At 67.6% G+C, this 17,121-nt stretch carries 16 protein-coding genes; all 16 read left to right on the forward strand.

Features of this window, described 5'->3' with window-relative positions; translation table 11 throughout:
- Positions 1–89 precede the first annotated feature (89 nt).
- The 16 genes from V6M51_RS17375 to V6M51_RS17450 all read left to right on the forward strand — a co-directional run bounded on the left by V6M51_RS17375 (position 90) and on the right by V6M51_RS17450 (position 17,094).
- Positions 90–1,271: an amine dehydrogenase large subunit gene (locus V6M51_RS17375; protein WP_332769180.1), complete on the forward strand. Its 1,182-nt coding sequence runs from the start codon at positions 90–92 to the stop codon at positions 1,269–1,271.
- Positions 1,271–1,759 (forward strand): MauE/DoxX family redox-associated membrane protein, encoded by a 489-nt coding sequence (locus V6M51_RS17380; protein WP_332769182.1) that lies wholly within the window; start codon positions 1,271–1,273, stop codon positions 1,757–1,759. Before V6M51_RS17375 ends, V6M51_RS17380 begins: the two co-directional genes overlap by 1 nt.
- Entirely contained in the window at positions 1,759–2,349 is a 591-nt protein-coding gene (locus V6M51_RS17385) for a redoxin family protein (protein ID WP_332769184.1), read from the forward strand. The genes V6M51_RS17380 and V6M51_RS17385 overlap by 1 nt, the downstream gene beginning before the upstream one ends.
- Positions 2,350–2,352: 3 nt before the next feature.
- Positions 2,353–2,910, forward strand: a complete 558-nt coding sequence (locus V6M51_RS17390; protein WP_332769185.1) for a methylamine dehydrogenase light chain — start codon at positions 2,353–2,355, stop codon at positions 2,908–2,910.
- A gap of 11 nt (positions 2,911–2,921) precedes the next feature.
- A complete protein-coding gene (locus V6M51_RS17395; RefSeq protein WP_332769186.1) occupies positions 2,922–3,356 on the forward strand; it encodes a c-type cytochrome in 435 nt (144 codons plus the stop codon).
- Positions 3,353–3,838, forward strand: coding sequence for a cytochrome C (locus V6M51_RS17400; RefSeq protein ID WP_332769188.1), 486 nt, complete (start codon positions 3,353–3,355; stop codon positions 3,836–3,838). Before V6M51_RS17395 ends, V6M51_RS17400 begins: the two co-directional genes overlap by 4 nt.
- 23 nt (positions 3,839–3,861) lie before the next feature.
- Positions 3,862–6,060 carry a TonB-dependent receptor gene (locus V6M51_RS17405; RefSeq protein WP_332769190.1) on the forward strand — a complete coding sequence of 733 codons (2,199 nt, stop codon included), beginning with the start codon at positions 3,862–3,864 and terminating at the stop codon, positions 6,058–6,060.
- Positions 6,061–6,116: 56 nt separating this feature from the next.
- On the forward strand, positions 6,117–7,520 hold the full coding sequence (locus V6M51_RS17410; protein ID WP_332769192.1) for an aldehyde dehydrogenase family protein: 1,404 nt from the start codon (positions 6,117–6,119) through the stop codon (positions 7,518–7,520).
- Positions 7,517–9,148 carry a long-chain fatty acid--CoA ligase gene (locus V6M51_RS17415; protein ID WP_332769194.1) on the forward strand — a complete coding sequence of 544 codons (1,632 nt, stop codon included), beginning with the start codon at positions 7,517–7,519 and terminating at the stop codon, positions 9,146–9,148. The genes V6M51_RS17410 and V6M51_RS17415 overlap by 4 nt, the downstream gene beginning before the upstream one ends.
- An 88-nt stretch (positions 9,149–9,236) precedes the next feature.
- On the forward strand, positions 9,237–9,530 hold the full coding sequence (locus tag V6M51_RS17420) for a hypothetical protein (protein WP_332769196.1): 294 nt from the start codon (positions 9,237–9,239) through the stop codon (positions 9,528–9,530).
- Complete coding sequence (locus V6M51_RS17425) at positions 9,527–9,967, forward strand: Spy/CpxP family protein refolding chaperone (protein ID WP_332769197.1); 441 nt, start codon at positions 9,527–9,529, stop codon at positions 9,965–9,967. The genes V6M51_RS17420 and V6M51_RS17425 overlap by 4 nt, the downstream gene beginning before the upstream one ends.
- Positions 9,964–10,539, forward strand: coding sequence for an RNA polymerase sigma factor (locus V6M51_RS17430; RefSeq protein WP_332769198.1), 576 nt, complete (start codon positions 9,964–9,966; stop codon positions 10,537–10,539). Before V6M51_RS17425 ends, V6M51_RS17430 begins: the two co-directional genes overlap by 4 nt.
- 121 nt (positions 10,540–10,660) lie before the next feature.
- Entirely contained in the window at positions 10,661–12,385 is a 1,725-nt protein-coding gene (locus V6M51_RS17435) for a copper resistance system multicopper oxidase (protein ID WP_332769200.1), read from the forward strand.
- Entirely contained in the window at positions 12,382–13,311 is a 930-nt protein-coding gene (locus tag V6M51_RS17440; RefSeq protein WP_332769202.1) for a copper resistance protein B, read from the forward strand. The genes V6M51_RS17435 and V6M51_RS17440 overlap by 4 nt, the downstream gene beginning before the upstream one ends.
- Before the next feature lie 85 nt (positions 13,312–13,396).
- A complete protein-coding gene (locus tag V6M51_RS17445; RefSeq protein ID WP_332769204.1) occupies positions 13,397–13,717 on the forward strand; it encodes a copper-binding protein in 321 nt (106 codons plus the stop codon).
- Between the two features lie 689 nt (positions 13,718–14,406).
- Positions 14,407–17,094 carry a TonB-dependent receptor gene (locus V6M51_RS17450; RefSeq protein ID WP_332769205.1) on the forward strand — a complete coding sequence of 896 codons (2,688 nt, stop codon included), beginning with the start codon at positions 14,407–14,409 and terminating at the stop codon, positions 17,092–17,094.
- The last annotated feature ends 27 nt before the right edge of the window (positions 17,095–17,121 follow it).

Here is a 17,121-nt window from a genome sequence, read left to right on the forward strand (position 1 = left end):
AGTTTGTCGATTGACAAAAGATTGGGTCAGGTCTTTTCTCCTCGTCATTCGGCACGCTCGGAAGCGGCGGCCTGTTGGGGGATTAGACGATGCGTTCGACGAGGCTCCGCTTGGCCCTGGCCGCAGGTCTGGCCTCCGCGCTCGTCGCTCAGCCGTTGTGCGCCCAGCCTTACCCGACGCCGCTGGCCGAAGAGGCGATTCCGAACGTCCTCGTCTTGCCGGAGCGCTATCCCGCGAGCTGGATGATCGTTCACGACTTCAACTTCAACGCACTCGTCGACGGACGCGGCGTCGTGGTCGACACCAACGCCCCGGCGGCGCCGCTCAAGGGCTGGGTGCAGGTCGCCCAGTTCGGCAACATCCTGCACGCCTCGACCAGGCCGGAGCTCTATTCGGCGGAGACCTACTTCTCCCGACTCTCCCGTGGGGAGCGGACCGACGTCGTCACCATCTGGGACAAGGCGACGCTCAAGCCCAAGGGCGAGATCGTCCTGCCCGGCGGCAAGCGCCAGCAGTCGGTCACCTACAAGAACAGCTTCCAGTTCACCAATGGCGAGCGGTGGGCGCTGGTCTCCAACTTCACGCCAGGCCAGTCGGTGACCGTGGTGGACCTGGAGAACCGCAAGGTCCTGGGCGACATCGAGCTGCCCGGCTGCGCGCTCATCTATCCGACGGGCGAGCGCGGGTTCACGACCTTCTGCGCCGACGGGACCATGACCAGCCTGGTCCTCGACGCCGAGGGCAAGCTGGCCTCGAGCGTCACGTCCAAGCCCATCCACGACATCGACAACCAGCCGATGTTCGGCATGCCGGCCTTGGTGGGGCGGACCGCCTGGTTCGTGACCTATCGCGGTCAGCTCCGCGGTTTCGACCTGTCCGGCCAGGTGGCCAAGGAGGTTGGGAGCGGCTTCACCCTTGGCGGGGCCGAGGGGGCCAACCCTGAGTGGCGTCCCGGCGGCTGGCAGGTGATCGCCAGAAGCGCCGCGGGCCACCTCTATGTCCTGATGAACCCCGCGGGCCGCGAGGGCAGCCATAAGGACGGCGGAACCGAGGTCTGGGTGGTCGATCCGGCCACGAAGGCGCGGATCGCGCGGATCCCGTTGCAGGGCGTCGGCTCCTCGATCGAGCTGACCCGCGAGGCGCGGCCGAGGCTGGTGGTGGCTCGCGTCGACAGCGTGATCGATGTCTATGACGCGGTGTCCGGGACCTTCCTGCACAGCCTGGGCGCGCGGGTCGCCTTCAATCCTCAGACCCTGACGGCGGTCGAATGATGGCCGCGCTCGCCCTATTCCTCGCCCTGGTCCTGGCCCTGTCGGCCGGCCACAAGCTTATCGAGCGCGACCGGCTGGGCGTGGCGGCCGCCCGGCTGGCCGGCGTCGACGGCGCCATCGGCCCGGTCCTCAGCCTCACGGCGGCGGCTATCGAGGGCGCGGCCGCCCTGGCGCTGGTGTTGCCCGGTCTCCAGCCGCTCGGCGGCGTGATCGCGGCCCTGGTCTGGAGCGCCTATGGCCTGGCCCTCTGGCGGCGCAAGGGCATGAGCCTCGACTGCGGCTGCACCTTCGCCGCGCGGGAGAAGCCTGTTGACGGCGTGGCCGTCGCCCGCGCCGCGGCGCTGGCGGGCCTGGCCCTGGCCGTCGCGGCGGCTCCGTCCGATCCGATCTCCATCGAAACCCCGTTCGCCGCCCTGGCCCTGCTCGCCCTCTATCTCGCGCTCGGCGAACTGGCGGCCATCCCGGCGCCTCAGAAAAGGAAGGCGTGATGCTCACCTCCCAGATCCTGTTGTGGATCGCCGTGCTTGTGCTGGCCGTGCTCGTGGCCGCGCTGGCCCGGCAGGTCGGCATCCTGCACGAGCGGATCGCCCCGGCCGGCGCCCTGACCCTGCATCAGAAGGTCAAGGTCGGCGACGCGGCCACGCCGATGCTCCTGCGCGCCCTGGACGGATCCAGCGTGACCGTCGGCGGCAAGCGCGACGGCCGCAGCCAGCTGATCTTCTTCGTTTCTCCCGACTGCCCGGTCTGCAAGTCCCTCCTGCCGGTCTTCAAGTCCGCCGCCAGGGCCGAGGCCGACTGGCTCGACGCTCTGCTGGCCAGCGATGGCGACGAGGCCGCGCAACGCCGCATGGTCATGGAGCAGGGGCTGGGCGGCACGCCGTTCGTGCTCTCCGAGGCTCTGGGGCGGTCGTTCGGGGTCTCGAAACTGCCCTATGCCGTCCTGCTCGACGAGACTGGCCGCGTGGCCTCCCTCGGCCTCATCAACAGCCGGGAGCATCTGGAAAGCCTGTTCGAGGCCAAGGAGAGGGGCGTGGCCTCGATCCAGGACTTCCTCGCCCGTCGCCAAGGGGAGGCCTAGGCCGTGGCCCAACTCGACAAGTGGACGGAGACTCTGGCGCGCGGGATCGCCCGCGGTTCGTCGCGGCGCAGCCTGCTGGCCTGGCTGGGCGGAACCCTGACCGGGGCGGCCGTTCTGCCGGTGCTGCCGGTGTCCCGCGCCCATGCGGCCGGGGCGCCGGGCGCCGCCGGCGAGCAACGCCCGCCGATCACCTCCGGCGATCCGCAGGATCCGGGCGACCGGACCCAGTGCGACTACTGGCGCTACTGCGCGATCGACGGTTTCCTCTGCACCTGTTGCGGGGGCAGCGTGAACGCCTGCCCGCCGGGCACGGAGATGTCGCCGATCACCTGGATCGGCACCTGCACCAATCCGGTCGACAAGCGCGCCTACATCATCAGCTACAACGACTGTTGCGGGGTGTCGTCCTGCGGCCACTGCCTATGCAACCGCAACGAGGGCGACCGTCCGCCCGTGCGGCCGCAGTCCAACAACGACTACAACTGGTGCCTGGGCACGGAGAGCAGCGTCTATAACTGCTCGACGGCGATCATTGTCGGCGTGGCGACGGACCGCCGGTGATGCGGGCGCTCTTGCTCCTTCCCCTGCTGCTGGCGACACCGGCCTTGGCCGCGGCGCCGGACGGCGCCTCGATCTACAAGCGCTGCTCGGCTTGCCACCTGCCGACGGGGGCCGGGGTGCCCGGCGCCTATCCGATGCTGGGCGCGAACTTCAAGGCGCTGGCCGCGTCGCCGGCCGGACGCAGCTATCTGATCCTGGTGATCGCCAAGGGCCTGGCCGGCCCGATCACCGTCGAGGGCAAGCCCTTTCGGGGCGTCATGCCCGCCCAGACCCTGGATGACGCGGCCATCGCCGCGGCGCTGAACCATGTCGGCGTGAACGTCGCCATGGCCGGCAAGGGGTTCCGGCCCTTCAGCGCGGCGGAGGTCGCCGCGGCCCGGGCCTCCGGCGCGGCGCTCAATCCTTCGGCAGTCGGCAAGCTGCGCGTCCAGGCGATGGGAAGATGAGGGCCTCGGCGCCCGCCCTGTCGGCCTCGTTGGCGGCTTTCGCCGCCGCCGCGGCCTTGGCCGGAACCGCCACCGCCAGCCGGGCGCAACCGCCGCCGCGCGGCGTCGCCGATCCGATCCAGGCACGCGCCGACTACATGCTGAAGTGCCAGGGGTGCCACCGCCCCGAGGGCGGCGGCGATCTGCGGACCACGCCGCCGATGCGCGGGTCGGTGGCGAAATTCCTCTCCGTGCCGGGCGGGCGCGAATACCTCGGGCGGGTGCCCGGCGTCGCCACGACCGATCTCGACGACGCGCGGCTCGCCGGCCTCCTCAACTGGACGCTCTATCGTTTCGATCCGGCGAACCTGCCGGACGACTTCAGGGCCTACACGGCCGCCGAGATCGGACACCTGCGGCGCACACCGCTGCGCACCGAGGCGTCCCGGGTCCGGGCCGAACTGATCGCGCGCATGCCGGACTGGGAAAGCCCGGGCAAATGACCAAACACTGGGGGAGAAGGTATATGCGGCACTCAATCGCCAGGGGCTATCTGGCCAAAGGATTTCTGGCCCTCCTGCTCACCAGCGCAGCGGGCGCGGCCTATGGGCAGGACGAACCCACGGCCATCGAGGAGGTGATCGTCACGGCCAACAAGCGGGCCGAGAACCTGCAGGACGTGCCGATCTCGGTCTCCGCCATCACCGGTGACGCCCTGGCCAAGAGCCGGGTGACCCAGGCCGACGAGCTGGTGACCAAGATCCCGAACCTGCAGCTCACCTCCACGGTGGGCGACAACACGCCGATCTTCGCCCTGCGCGGCGTGTCGATGTCCGACTACAGCCTGAACCAGTCCAGCCCCGTCGCCACCTATTATGACGAGGTCTACAAGGGCAACTTCGCCTTCCTGGGCGTCTCGATGTTCGACCTGGAGCGCGTGGAGGTCCTGCGGGGGCCGCAGGGCACGCTCTACGGCAAGAACACCACCGGCGGGGCGGTCAACCTGATCACCAAGGCCCCGAGGCTGGGTGAGACGAGCGGCAATATCGGCGTCGGCTACGGCAACTACGATCGGGTTGACGTGAGCGGCGCGGTAAATCTGCCCCTGGGCGAGAACGCCGCCCTGCGGGTGGCCGGGGTCTACGCCAAGGCCGACGGCTGGTTCGAGAACGTGCTGCCGGGCCAGCCGGACCTGGCCAGCGTCAGCGAGTACGGGGTCCGCGCGACCCTGCTCTACGAGCCGTCTGAGCGGCTGCGGATCATCGTGCGCGGATCGACCAGCTACCAGAACCCGCGCAATTACGGGATCTACGCCCAGCCGGAGGCCGTCAATCGCCCGGGGCTCGACGAACGTCAGATCGCCGCGAACGTCACCGACCGGCGCCACGCGCGCACCTACTCCCTGTCGCTGACCGGCAATTTCGACGTCACCGACACCCTGACCGTCACCAGCATCACCTCCTGGGACAAGGGCCGCCTCAATTTCTACGAGGACACCGACGGCCAGGCGATCGAGCTGTTGGAGATCCCCTATGCCGACCGCGCAACCCAGTTCGCCCAGGACCTGCGGCTGACCAGCGATCTCGACGGCCCGTTCAACTTCATCGTCGGCGCCTATTACAACCGCGAAAAGGTCTTCAACCAGACGACCTTCGAGATCGCCAAGGACGTCGATTCCGACGGCCTGCCGGGGGTGACCGACGCCGACTGCGCCATCGGCCTGCCGCTCGGCTGCCTGTTCGAGAACAGCTTCGACCAGCTGAAGGAGAGCGTGGCGCTCTACTCCGACGCCAGCTTCGACCTGACCGAAACCCTGAAGCTGCGCGGCGGCCTGCGCTACACCCACGACACCGGTGAGCAGACCAATTTCCGCTCCGACGCCCTGGGCCCCAACGGGGTGCTGGTGGTCAACCTGATCCCCTCGTCGTCGCTCAGCTACAAGACCAACAACCTGTCGGGAAAGATCGGCCTCGATTACAGCCTGGCCAGCGGCGACCTGGTCTACGCCACCTACAGCCGGGGCTATCGCGCCAACAGCTTCAACGCCCAGGCATTCTTCGACCCGTCCGAGCTGTCGGTCGCCGAGCCCGAGACGGTCGACGCCTTCGAGCTGGGCGCCAAGACCCAGTTCGCCGACCGGCGGGTCACGCTGAACATGGCCGCATTCTACTACCGCTATGAGAACCAGCAGTTCATCAACATCGACCCGTCGACGGCGGCCCAGACCCTGCAGAACATCCCGCGCTCACGCATCATGGGGGGCGAGATCGAACTCACAGCACATGCGAACGAGCGCCTGACCCTGCGTGGCGCCGTCGGCCTCCTCGACACCGAGATCGAGGAGGGGATCGTGAGCGGCGTCGATGTCTCGGGGCGCGAACTGGCCAACGCGCCGGCGCTCACTTTCAGCGGTGGCGTCGACGCCACGGTGATGGACGGCGACAGCGGTAAGCTCAGCCTCCATGCGGATCTGAGCTACGCCTCGAGCCAGTACTTCGAGGTGCTCAACATCCCGCGCCTGCGCCAGGACCGATACGCCCTGGTCTCGGCCCATATCGACTGGGAGTCGGCCGACGGCGCCTGGAACGCGTCGATCTGGGGCAAGAACCTGACCGACCGGTTCTACTTCACCTCGCGGGTCGATCTGCTGGCCGGCTTCGGGTTCGACTACAACCACGTCGGCGCCCCCCGCACGTTCGGCGTCACCGTGGGCCGCAGTTTCTGACCTGACCGCTGACAAGAACAGGTCCCGCCGCGCGACGGCGGGCCAAGGAGGAAACCATGGCTGACTACAGGCTGCTGATCGGCGGCGAGCTCGTCGACGGCGACGCGACGATGGAGGTCATCAATCCGGCCACCGAGGAGGTGCTGGCGATATGTCCACGCGGCTCGGAGCGGCAGCTCAACGCCGCGGTCGCCGCCGCCAAGGCCGCCTTCAAGGGCTGGGCGAAGACGCCCGTGGAGCGCCGACGCGCCCTGGTGCTGGCGCTGGCCGACGCCATCGAGGCGCGCACCGAGGAGTTCGCCCGCCTGCTCACCCAGGAACAGGGCAAGCCGCTGGCCGAATCCACCGCGGAGATCAGCTACACGGCGGCCTTCCTGCGCTACCTCGCCGGCCTCGACCTGGCGAGCCGCCTGATCGAGGACAACGAGACCCGCCGGGTCGAGATGCGCCGCAAGCCGCTCGGCGTGGTTGGATGCATCATCCCCTGGAACTTCCCGGTGCTGATCGTCGCCTTCAAGGCGCCTCTGGCCCTGATCGCGGGCAATACGATCGTCATCAAACCCGCGCCGACCACACCGCTCACCACCCTGCGGCTCGGCGAATTGTGCGCGGCGATCTTCCCCCCGGGCGTGGTCAACATCGTCACCGACAACAACGACCTGGGCGGCGTGCTTACGGCCCATCCCGATGTCGCCAAGATCAGCTTCACGGGCTCCACCGAGACCGGCAAGAAGGTGATGGCCAGCGCGGCCTCCACCATCAAGCGCATCACCCTCGAACTCGGCGGCAACGACGCGGCGATCGTGCTGGGCGATGTGGACCCCAAGGCGGCGGCGGCCGGGATATTCGGCGGCGCCACCATGAATGCTGGCCAGGTCTGCCTGGCGATCAAGCGGGTCTATGCCCACGAGTCGATCTATGACGCCCTGTGCGACGAACTCGCCGTTCTCGCCGACGCCGCGGTTGTCGACGACGGCCTGATGCAGGGGGTGCAGATCGGCCCCCTGCAGAACAAGGCGCAGTACGAAAAGGTGAAGGGGTTCCTGGAGGACGCCCGCGCCGATGGCCGGATCATCGCCGGCGGCGTGGTGGAAGACCGTCCCGGCTACTTCATCCGCCCGACCATCGTGCGCGATATCACCGATGGCACGCGGCTGGTTGACGAGGAGCAGTTCGGTCCAATCCTGCCGGTGATCTCCTTCACCGACGCCGAGGAGGCCTTGGAACGCGCCAACGCCTCGCCCTGGGGCCTGGGCGGCTCGGTCTGGTCCAGGGACCGCGCCCGGGCCTATGCGCTGGCCTGCGAGATGGAGTCCGGAACCGTCTGGATCAACAAGCACCTCGACTTCGGCCCCAACATCCCGTTCGGCGGGGCCAAGCAGTCGGGCATCGGGGTCGAGTTCGCCGAGGAAGGGCTGCACGAGTTCACCCAGCTGCAGGTCATCAACGAAGCCCGATGACGCAACCCGGCCTCATGCAGCCCGTCCCGCTGCAGATCTCCAGCATCCTGAAGCATGCGGTCCGCGCCCACCCGCGGCGCGAGATCGTTTCGCGGCTCGTGGACGAACCCCTGTGGCGATACAGCTACGACGACTTCGCGCGGCGTACGGCGCGGGCCGCCAACCTGCTGAAGCGGCTCGACGTCTCACCGGGCGACCGGGTCACCACCCTGGCCTGGAACACGCACCGCCATCTGGAGCTGTTCTATGCGGCGCCCGGCGTGGGCGCGGTCCTGCACACGGCTAATCCTCGGCTCTCGGACGAGCAGATCGCCTATACGATCAACCATGCCGGAAGCCGGGTGCTGTTCTTCGATCGCTCGTTCTCGGAACTGGTCGATCGCATCCGGGGCCAGCTTCCGACGGTCCGCGGCTTCGTGATGCTGAGCGATCAGGAGCGGTTGATCCCCGGCGCTGTCGGCGCCGTCTCCTACGAGACCCTGATCGCGGGGGAGGCGGACAGCCTTGACTGGCCGGAGTTCGACGAGAACGCCGGGGCTTTCCTCTGCTACACCTCGGGGACCACCGGCGATCCCAAGGGGGTGCTCTATTCGCACCGATCCGTCGTGCTCCACGCCATGGGCGCCGGGCTGTCGGGCGCGTTCGGCTTCTCGGCCTTCGACGTGATCATGCCGTGCTCGTCGCTCTATCACGCCACCGCCTGGGGCCTGCCGTTCACCGGCCTGCTGAGCGGCTGCAAGTTCGTCCTGCCCTGCGACCGGATGGACCCGGCCAGCCTGTCGGAACTCATCGGCGCCGAGGGCGTGACCTTCTCGGGCGGCGTCCCGACCATCTGGACCATGTACCTGGATCACCTGGACCGAACCGGTCAGGACACCGGGCGGCTTCAGCGGGTGGTGATCGGCGGCTCGGCGGTGCCCCGGGCGATGGCCGAGACCTTCCAGCAGCGCCATGGCGTCCAGGTCCTGCAGATCTGGGGCATGACCGAGATGAGCCCGCTGGGCGTCATCGCCACCTCGACGCCCGCCATCGCCGAACGGGGGAAGGCCCATGAGAACGAGGTCATCTGGACGCGGCAGGGACGCCTGCAGTTCGGGGTGGAGCTGAAGGTCGTGGACGAAGCCGGGGTCGAACTCCCCCGCGACGGCATGAGCGCCGGATCGCTGCTCGTCCGCGGGCCCTGGGTGATCGAGCGCTATTATCGCGCCGGCCAGTCGGCCCTCGGGCCGGACGGCTGGTTCGACACGGGGGACATCGCCACCCTGGACGAGGACGGCTTCCTTCGGATCACCGACCGCAAGAAGGATGTCATCAAGTCCGGCGGCGAGTGGATCTCGTCCATCGACATCGAAAACATCATGGCCGCCTGCCCGGGCGTGAAGACCGCCGCGGTCGTGGGCGTCGCCCATCCCAAGTGGGAAGAGCGCCCGATCCTGGTCATCGAGCGACACGAGGGCGCCAAGCTGACGGAAGCCGAGGTCCAGGGGTTCCTCGAGCCGCGCATCGTCAGGTGGTGGATGCCCGACCTCGTCGTTTTCGAGCCCGTGCCGCTGACCGCCACGGGCAAGGTCGACAAGAAGCGCCTTCGCGAAAGGCATGGGGAGGCCCTGATCGCGGCTGTGAAGTGAGCCGTACCTGCCGTCATACGAGTCGCTAGGTGAGGGGGCCGCGCTTGCGATACGTATAAGGTAGGAGTCGTCTTTCCATGGGTGAGCTATGAGCCGCAGGCTCGACAACGCGCTGGAAGCCTTGAAGGCTGTGGGGCCCGAGCGGAGCTTGGACCAACTTGAGCCCGCCGTGTGGCGGCGCATCGAGGCCGTGAGCGAAATGCGTTCGATGGATTGGATCGTGCTGCCAGTGCGGGCGGCCGCGGTGGTCGTGGCGCTGGGCGTCGGCGTGGCCGGCGGCGGGTTCGCCGCCTCGGCGGCCGCGAATGAAAGCCGGGAGATCTCCGTCTTCTCGATCGACTCGCGCCTCGCGCCCTCGACCCTACTCGACGAACAAGGATGAAGTTCGTCGGACGGGGCCTGGTCCTCACGCTCGTGCTGGCCGCGCTCGCGGCGGCCGGCGGCACCTGGGTGGGCGCGCGCTATGTCGTGGAACAGCGGCGCACGCCGTCTCTGCATGAGTTCGTGCATCACGAGCTGGCCCTGTCCGCGGATCAGGAGCGTCGGCTCGAAGCCCTGGAGCAGGACTTCGCCGTCCGTCGGCGGGCGCGCGAGGCGCAGCTTCGGGCCGCCAACGCCGAACTGGCCGCGGCCATCCAGGCCCGGCACGAATATTCCCCCGAGGTGAAGGCCGCGGTCGAGCGGTTCCACCACGCCATGGGCGAGCTCCAGAAGGAGACCATTCTCCATGTCCTGGAGATGCGGAAGGTCCTGACGCCGGAACAGGCGGCCAAGTTCGATCGCCGGATCGCCGAGGCGCTGACCGACCAGGCGCTGTGATCGGCGCCGACGAGGAAAGCGACGCGGCGCTGGCGGCTCGCGCCGTCCGCGGCGAGGACCATGCCTTCACCCTGCTGATGCGCCGTCACAAGGGCGGGCTGTATGGCTTCGTGCGGCGCTATGTGGGCGATACCGACGCCGCCTACGAGGTTGTCCAGGAGAGCTTCGTCGCCGCCTGGAAGGCGCTGGGCCGCTATGACCGCGCCAGGCCCTTCGGTGTCTGGCTGCGCGCCATCGCCCTCAACAAGTGCCGTGACCGCGGCCGGCGCCAGGCCGTGCGCCGCATCGTCCTCGGCGAGAAGGACGCCGAGTCCCCCGAGGCCCAGCGCCAGGCCGATCCGGCGCCGAACGCCGAGGCGGTGCTGGTCTCGGCCCAGCGCCGCGCCGCCCTCGACGCAGCCATCGCCAAGCTGCCTGCGAAGCTCAAGGAACCCTTGATCCTCACCTATTTCGACGAGCTCTCGCAGCAACAGGCCGGCAAGCTTCTGGGGGTCAGCGCCAAGACCGTGGAGACGCGAGTCTACCGAGCCCGTCAGAAGTTGGCCCAGATCCTGGGTCTCGACGCTGAATAAGTGTTCCGCCGGCCGAGGGGTGGAGGACGGCCTTGCGTATCCATCTCTGCAAACGCCCCCTTGACCCTCCCGCCATGGGAAGCCCCATCTCCTCCGCGCCACGAGGATAGGACCTGTCTGTATGCGCCGACGCGCCCCTGCTGATTTCGATCGTCGCCAACTTCTGCGTGGAGCCGCGGCCCTGGGGGGAGGCGCCGCGGTCAGCGCCCTGCTGCCGGCCTGGGCCCAGAGCGCGACGCCGGGCCTGGTCTCCACCCTGCCGACCGTCTCCGGCGAGGAGATCAAGCTCGCCATCGGCCACACGGCGTTCAAGGTCGACGGCCGCGCGGGCCACGCGGTCACCACCAACGGGACCGTGCCCGGACCGCTTGTTCGGCTGAAGGAAGGCCAGAACGTCCGGATCGCGGTGACCAACACCCTGGACGAAGACACCTCGATCCACTGGCACGGCCTGATCCTGCCCTTCCAGATGGACGGCGTCCCGGGCGTCAGCTTCCCCGGCATCAAGCCGGGCGAGACCTTCGTCTATGAGTTCCCGGTCCGCCAGGCCGGCACCTACTGGTACCACAGCCATTCCGGCCTCCAGGAGCAGGAGGGCCACTACGGCCCCATCGTGATCGATCCGGCAGGCCCCGATCCGGTCGCCTACGACCGCGAGCATGTGGTGGTGCTTTCCGACTACAGCTTCATGCATCCGCACGTGATGATGCGGAAGCTCAAGGCCCAGGCGGGCTATTTCAATGAGCAGAAGCAGACCATCGCGGGTCTGATGCGGGGCAGGGACCAGCCGCTGAAGGACCGTGTGGAGTGGTCCAAGATGCTGATGGATCCCACGGACATCCTCGACATCACCGGCTCGACCTACACCTATCTGATCAACGGACATGGCCCGAAGGACAACTGGACCGGCCTGTTCAAGCCCGGCGAGCGGGTGCGGCTGCGCTTCATCAACGCCGGCGCCATGAGCGCCTTCAATGTCCGCATCCCGGGCCTGAAGATGAGCGTCGTCCAGGCCGACGGCCAAAATGTGCGGCCGGTGGAGGTCGACGAGTTCCAGATCTCTCCGGCCGAGACCTATGACATCATCGTCCAGCCGACCGCCGACCAGGCCTACACCCTGGTCGCCGAAGCCGCCGACCGCTCGGGCATGGGCCGGGCCACCCTGGCGCCGCGGCCAGGCATGGTCGCCGCCGTCCCGCCGCTGCGCGAGCGCCCGCTGCTGACCATGCGCGACATGGGTATGGATCACTCGGGCATGGCGGGCATGGAGGGGATGGATCATGGCTCCATGTCCATGCGCGATCCGAGGAACGCGCCGCAGGTGAAGCTGGGGCCGGGCGTGCAGATGATCTCGCCCATGCCGATCGACCGCACCGGAGAGCCGGGCCTAGGTCTCGAGAATGTGGGCCACAAGGCGCTGACCTATCGCGACCTGGTCGCGCTCAACCCCAATCCCGATCCTCGACCACCCTCGCGCGAGATGGAGATTCACCTGACCGGCAACATGGAACGCTTCATGTGGTCGTTCGACGGCGAGAAGTTCAGCCACCTGAAGGCGCCCATCCCCTTCCGTCTGAACGAGCGGGTGCGGGTGACCCTGGTCAACGACTCGATGATGGCCCATCCGATCCACCTCCACGGCCACTTCTATGAGGTGGTGAATGGGAACCCTGGGCATCATCCGATGAAGCACACGGTCAATGTGTTGCCCGGCGGCAAGGTCACCTTCGACCTCACGGCCGACGCCCCCGGCGACTGGGCGTTCCACTGCCACCTGCTGCACCACATGCATGCGGGCATGTTCAACGTCGTCACCGTGCGGCCCCTCGAAGGAGGCGGCGCATGAAACGCCTTCTCCTGATCGGCCTGCTGCCGCTCGCCGTCGCGGCGCCCGCCTCGGCGCAGCACGCCGGCCACACCATGCCTGCGTCGCCGCCGGCGGCCGACCCCCACGCCGGGCACGTCATGCCGGCGGAAGCCGCTCCGCCGCCGATCGATCCGCACGCTGGTCACGACATGTCGAAGATGGAGCCGCCGGTGGGCGCCGAACCTCCGCCGCCGACTCCCAGCGACCACGCGGCCGAGCGATTCCATGCGCCCGCCGCCATGGCCGCGGCGCGCGCGCAACTCGCCCGGGAGCATGGAGGCGAACCTGCCTGGAAGGTGATGCTCAGCACGGCCGAACTCCGCCCCGCCTCGGGCGAGGACAGCTACGCCTGGGAGGGCGAGGCCTGGTACGGCGGCGACGCCCATCGCCTGGTCGTGAAGACGGAAGGCGAGGGCGCCGATCATCTCGAGAGCGCTGAGCTGCAGGCGCTCTATTCCCGCCCGATCAGCCCCTATTTCGATCTTCAGGTCGGGCTGCGGCACGACTTCGAGCCCACCCCGTCACGCACCTACGCCACTCTCGGCTTCGAGGGGCTGGCGCCCTACTGGTTCGAGTTGGAGGGCGCGGCCTTCCTCTCCGACAAGGGCGACATCTCGGCGCGCCTCGAGGGCTCCTACGACCTGCGGCTCACCCAGAAGCTGATCCTGGAACCGCGGGCCGAGATCAATCTCGCGGCCCAGGACGACCCCGCGACCGGGGTCGGCTCGGGCCTCACCGACACCGAGCTCGGCCTGCGCCTGCGCTACGAGTTCCGCCGCGAGTTCGCACCCTATGTCGGCGTCGTCCACGAGCGGAAGTACGGGCGGACCGCCGACTTCGCGCGCGCCGCCGGCGAGGATGTCGACACCACCCGCTTGGTCATCGGCCTGCGGGCCTGGTTCTAGCAACCCGGCCTCTCCGAGGTCGGTTCTTCCGGCGGCCGTCCGCCGCCGCCTATGCCGCGCCGTTGGCGCCAGTCTGGAGATCGAAATGAAAACCTTCGTCCTATCCCTTGCCGCCGCCCTGGCCATGACCTCCGCCGCCGCCGCTCAAGGCGATCACAGCGGCCACGCCGCCCCGACGGCCGCTCCGTCCGCGGCCGTGGTCGAGGGCATCGGCGTCGTGAAGAAGATCGACGCCAAGGCGGGCACGGTCACCCTGGCCCACGACCCCATCAAGGCGCTCAACTGGCCGGCGATGACCATGCCCTTCAAGGTGTCCGACAAGGCCCTGCTCGCAAAGGCGGCCGTCGGCAGCAAGATCCGCTTCCAGCTGAGCGGTCAGACCATCGTGGGCATCCGAGCTTTCTAGGCCATGGGCCTGTCGGTCGGGCCTCGTCGTCGCCCCGGCCGACAGGCCCCCTTGGTCTTCGCGAGACGATCCTGGCGTCCCTCGCCAGCATATTGCGTCGAGAGATGAGGGATCGGTCTTCCCGGTGCGTATCCGTCCTATCCAGCCCTCTGTTTTGCGTGGGGGGCGAAGGATATTCGCATTCAGCTTGGGATTTCAAAAGATCTTAGTGTTTCGAGCATTGCATCCGCGGAAGCGATGATGATGCTCGACATATATCGTCGCAATGGTTGTAAAGATAAGAACTGCTGCCCCATGTGTTCGTTTACGAACCCATGAATATTGTCATGCGCCAAATATAACGCCGAACACGGGTGCTGATTCTGCGATCAAATTTCCGGCGTTCCTGACGAGTAGTGATCGAAAACATACATCCAGGCGCGTATTATGCGCGAAAACGCGACGAGCCAAAAATAGCCAATATCATGCGGATAAGTCCCAAAAACGGGGATATTATTGCCGAATTAATCGCATTTTACCGCATAATGGTCTGGAACTGGCCTGTAGCGGCAATCTCGAGCCAGCTTGAGGGCGTCTAATATGTATATACCTATCTTGACACTCTGACGGGCGAAACAAGACAGTCTGGTGAATGGCGCGGCCTCGCTGGAGATCGGTCGGGCCGGGGTCCAAAGAGACAGGGGATGGCCATGAGCCGGATTTCGAAGCGCCTGCTTTTCGCGAGCGCGCTGTTTACCACCGCGATGCTGAGCACACAGGCAGGCGCGCAGCAGCTGGCCGCCAACGACGTCGACGAGGTCGTGGTCACCGGCAGCCGCATCAAGCGCGAGGACATCACCGGGGTCGGCCCGGCCACGGTGGTCAGCCAGGAGCAGATCGCGCGGGCCGGCATCACCAATGTCGAGGCCTTGCTGCAGCGACTGCCGGCCTCGGCCGGCAACGCCGGCAACCAGACCAACGCCTATTGGACCGGCAACGGCTACGGCACGGCGCAGGTGAACCTGCGCGGCCTGGGCATCAACCGGACCCTCACCCTGATCAACGGTCGTCGCGTCGTGAACGGCGGCACGGGCGCCAACAGCGCCCCCGACCTGAACATGATCCCAACCGCTATCATCGGCCGGATGGACGTCCTGAAGGACGGCGCCTCGGCGATTTACGGCGCCGACGCGGTCGCGGGCGTGGTGAACATCATCACCCTCGACAAGTACGAGGGCCTGAAGCTCTCGGCCAAGTACGGCGTCACCGACGAGAGCGACGGCGGGGAATATAATGTCGACGTCCTATGGGGTCTGCGCGGCGAGCGCGGCGGCGTCACCGCGGCCCTGACCTACCAGAAGACCGAGGTGGTCAACCTGGCCAGCCGCGCGCCCTGCGGCCTGGGCGAGGTCGGCGGCGCGCTGGTCTGCGTCTCCAGCGCCTCGACCATCGGCGGCCGCGCGGTCCTCAACGGCCAGCAGATCAACTTCAACCAGACGCCCGGCGGCAACGGAAATTTCTACGAGCCCTACAGCGCGGCCAAGCACAACTTCAACTCCAACCCGTTCCTGAACGCGGTCTCCCCGCTGGAGCGGATCAGCACGGCGTTCCTGGCCGACTACGAGCTCAACGACAAGGTCAGCCTGTTCGCGGAGTTCTTCTTCACCCACCGCGAAAGCAACCAGATCGCGACGCCGGGGACCTTGCGGAACCTGGTGGTCTCGGCGACCAACCCGACCAATCCGACGGGCCAGAACATCACGGTGATCCAGCGCCGCCTGGCCGAGCCGGGCCCGCGTCAGTTCTTCCAGGAGACCGACACCTACCGGTTGGTGGGCGGCGCCAAGGGCTCGATCGTGGGTGACTGGACCTGGGAAGCGGCCGTGAACTGGGGCCGCAACACCGGCATCGACGGCATGACCAACATCGCCAACAAGGAACGGGTGAATAACACGCTGAACACCGCCGTCTGCAGTACGGCGGCCGGCGCGGCCATTCCCTGCGCCGATTATCTAGGCGCGGGCGACGTCACCCAGCAGGTGCTGGACTATATCCTGTTCACCTCGCGCGACTCCGGCGGCAACGAGCAGCGCAGCATCACCGCCGACGTCACCGGCACGGTCTACCAACTGCCGGCCGGCCCGCTCCTGGCCGCCGCCGGCCTGGTCTATCGGGACGAGGAGGGATGGCGGAACCCCGACGCGCTGACGGTGCTGGGCATCGCCAACACCAACCAACAGGACCCGATCGCCGGTAAGACCAAGGCCAAGGAGGCCTATCTTGAACTTTCCGCGCCGCTGCTGGCCGACCTGCCGATGGTGCGGAAGCTCGAGCTCGACGGTGCGGTCCGCTATTCCGACTACGACCTGTTCGGCAGCAACACGACCTATAAGGTCGGCCTGAACTGGACCGTGATCGACAGCCTGCGCCTGCGGGCGACCTTCGGCACCGGCTTCCGTATTCCGAGCGTGCCCGAGCTGTTCGGCGGTGTGGCCGAGGGCAACCTGACCACGACCGATCCGTGCAGCCGCTACAGCACCAGCGGCAACGCCACCCTGATCGCCAACTGCCAGGCCTCCGGCGTTCCCGCCGGCTACGTCCAGCTCGGCAACACCGTGCTGACCACGGTCGGCGGCAACCAGAACCTGCAGCCGGAAACCGCCGAGACCCTGACCCTCGGCCTGGTGTGGCAGCCGACCCAGGTCAACGGCCTCTCGGTGACCGTCGACTATTTCGACATCAAGATCGAGGACGCCATCCGCTCGATCCCGGGCTCCACCAAGCTGGCGGTCTGCTATGCGGCGCCCGGCCTGACCCACCCCTTCTGCGGCCCGGCCAACTTCACCCGCAGCCCGCTGACCGGGGAGGTCAACTTCCTCTCGGCCCAGCCGTCCAACGCGGGCATGGAGCAGATGAAGGGCGTCGACGTGGGCGTCCGCTACGACTTCGACATCGGCGAACGGCGCGCCAGCCTCGACTGGAACACGACCTATCTCGACGAGTATGTGATCACGCCGTTCCTCGGTGCGGACCCGATCGAGTTCGACGGCCATATCGGCGGCGGCAATGGCGGCTATCCGCACTGGCGATCGAACGCCAGCTTCGCGGTGATGGATGAGCGCTGGACGGGGACCTATTCGGTCCAGTGGATCGGCAAGGCGACCGACTTCAACGCCGCGCCCGCCGACATCGGCTACCGAGCGCCGAACGTCTTCTATCACAACGCCCAATTCGCCTATCGCCTGGGCGAGAGCGCCGACATCGCCGTCGGCGTCGACAACATCTTCGACAAGAAGGCGCCCTTCATCAAAAGCTGGACCGACGGCAATACCGACACCATGACCTACGACCTGCTCGGTCGCCGGGGCTATGTGCGGTTGACCTATCAGTTCAACTAGACGCCTTCGGGCGCCGGGCGGGATACC

Origin of the sequence: Phenylobacterium sp. (assembly GCF_036677185.1) — a bacterium.
Lineage (GTDB): Bacteria > Pseudomonadota > Alphaproteobacteria > Caulobacterales > Caulobacteraceae > Phenylobacterium.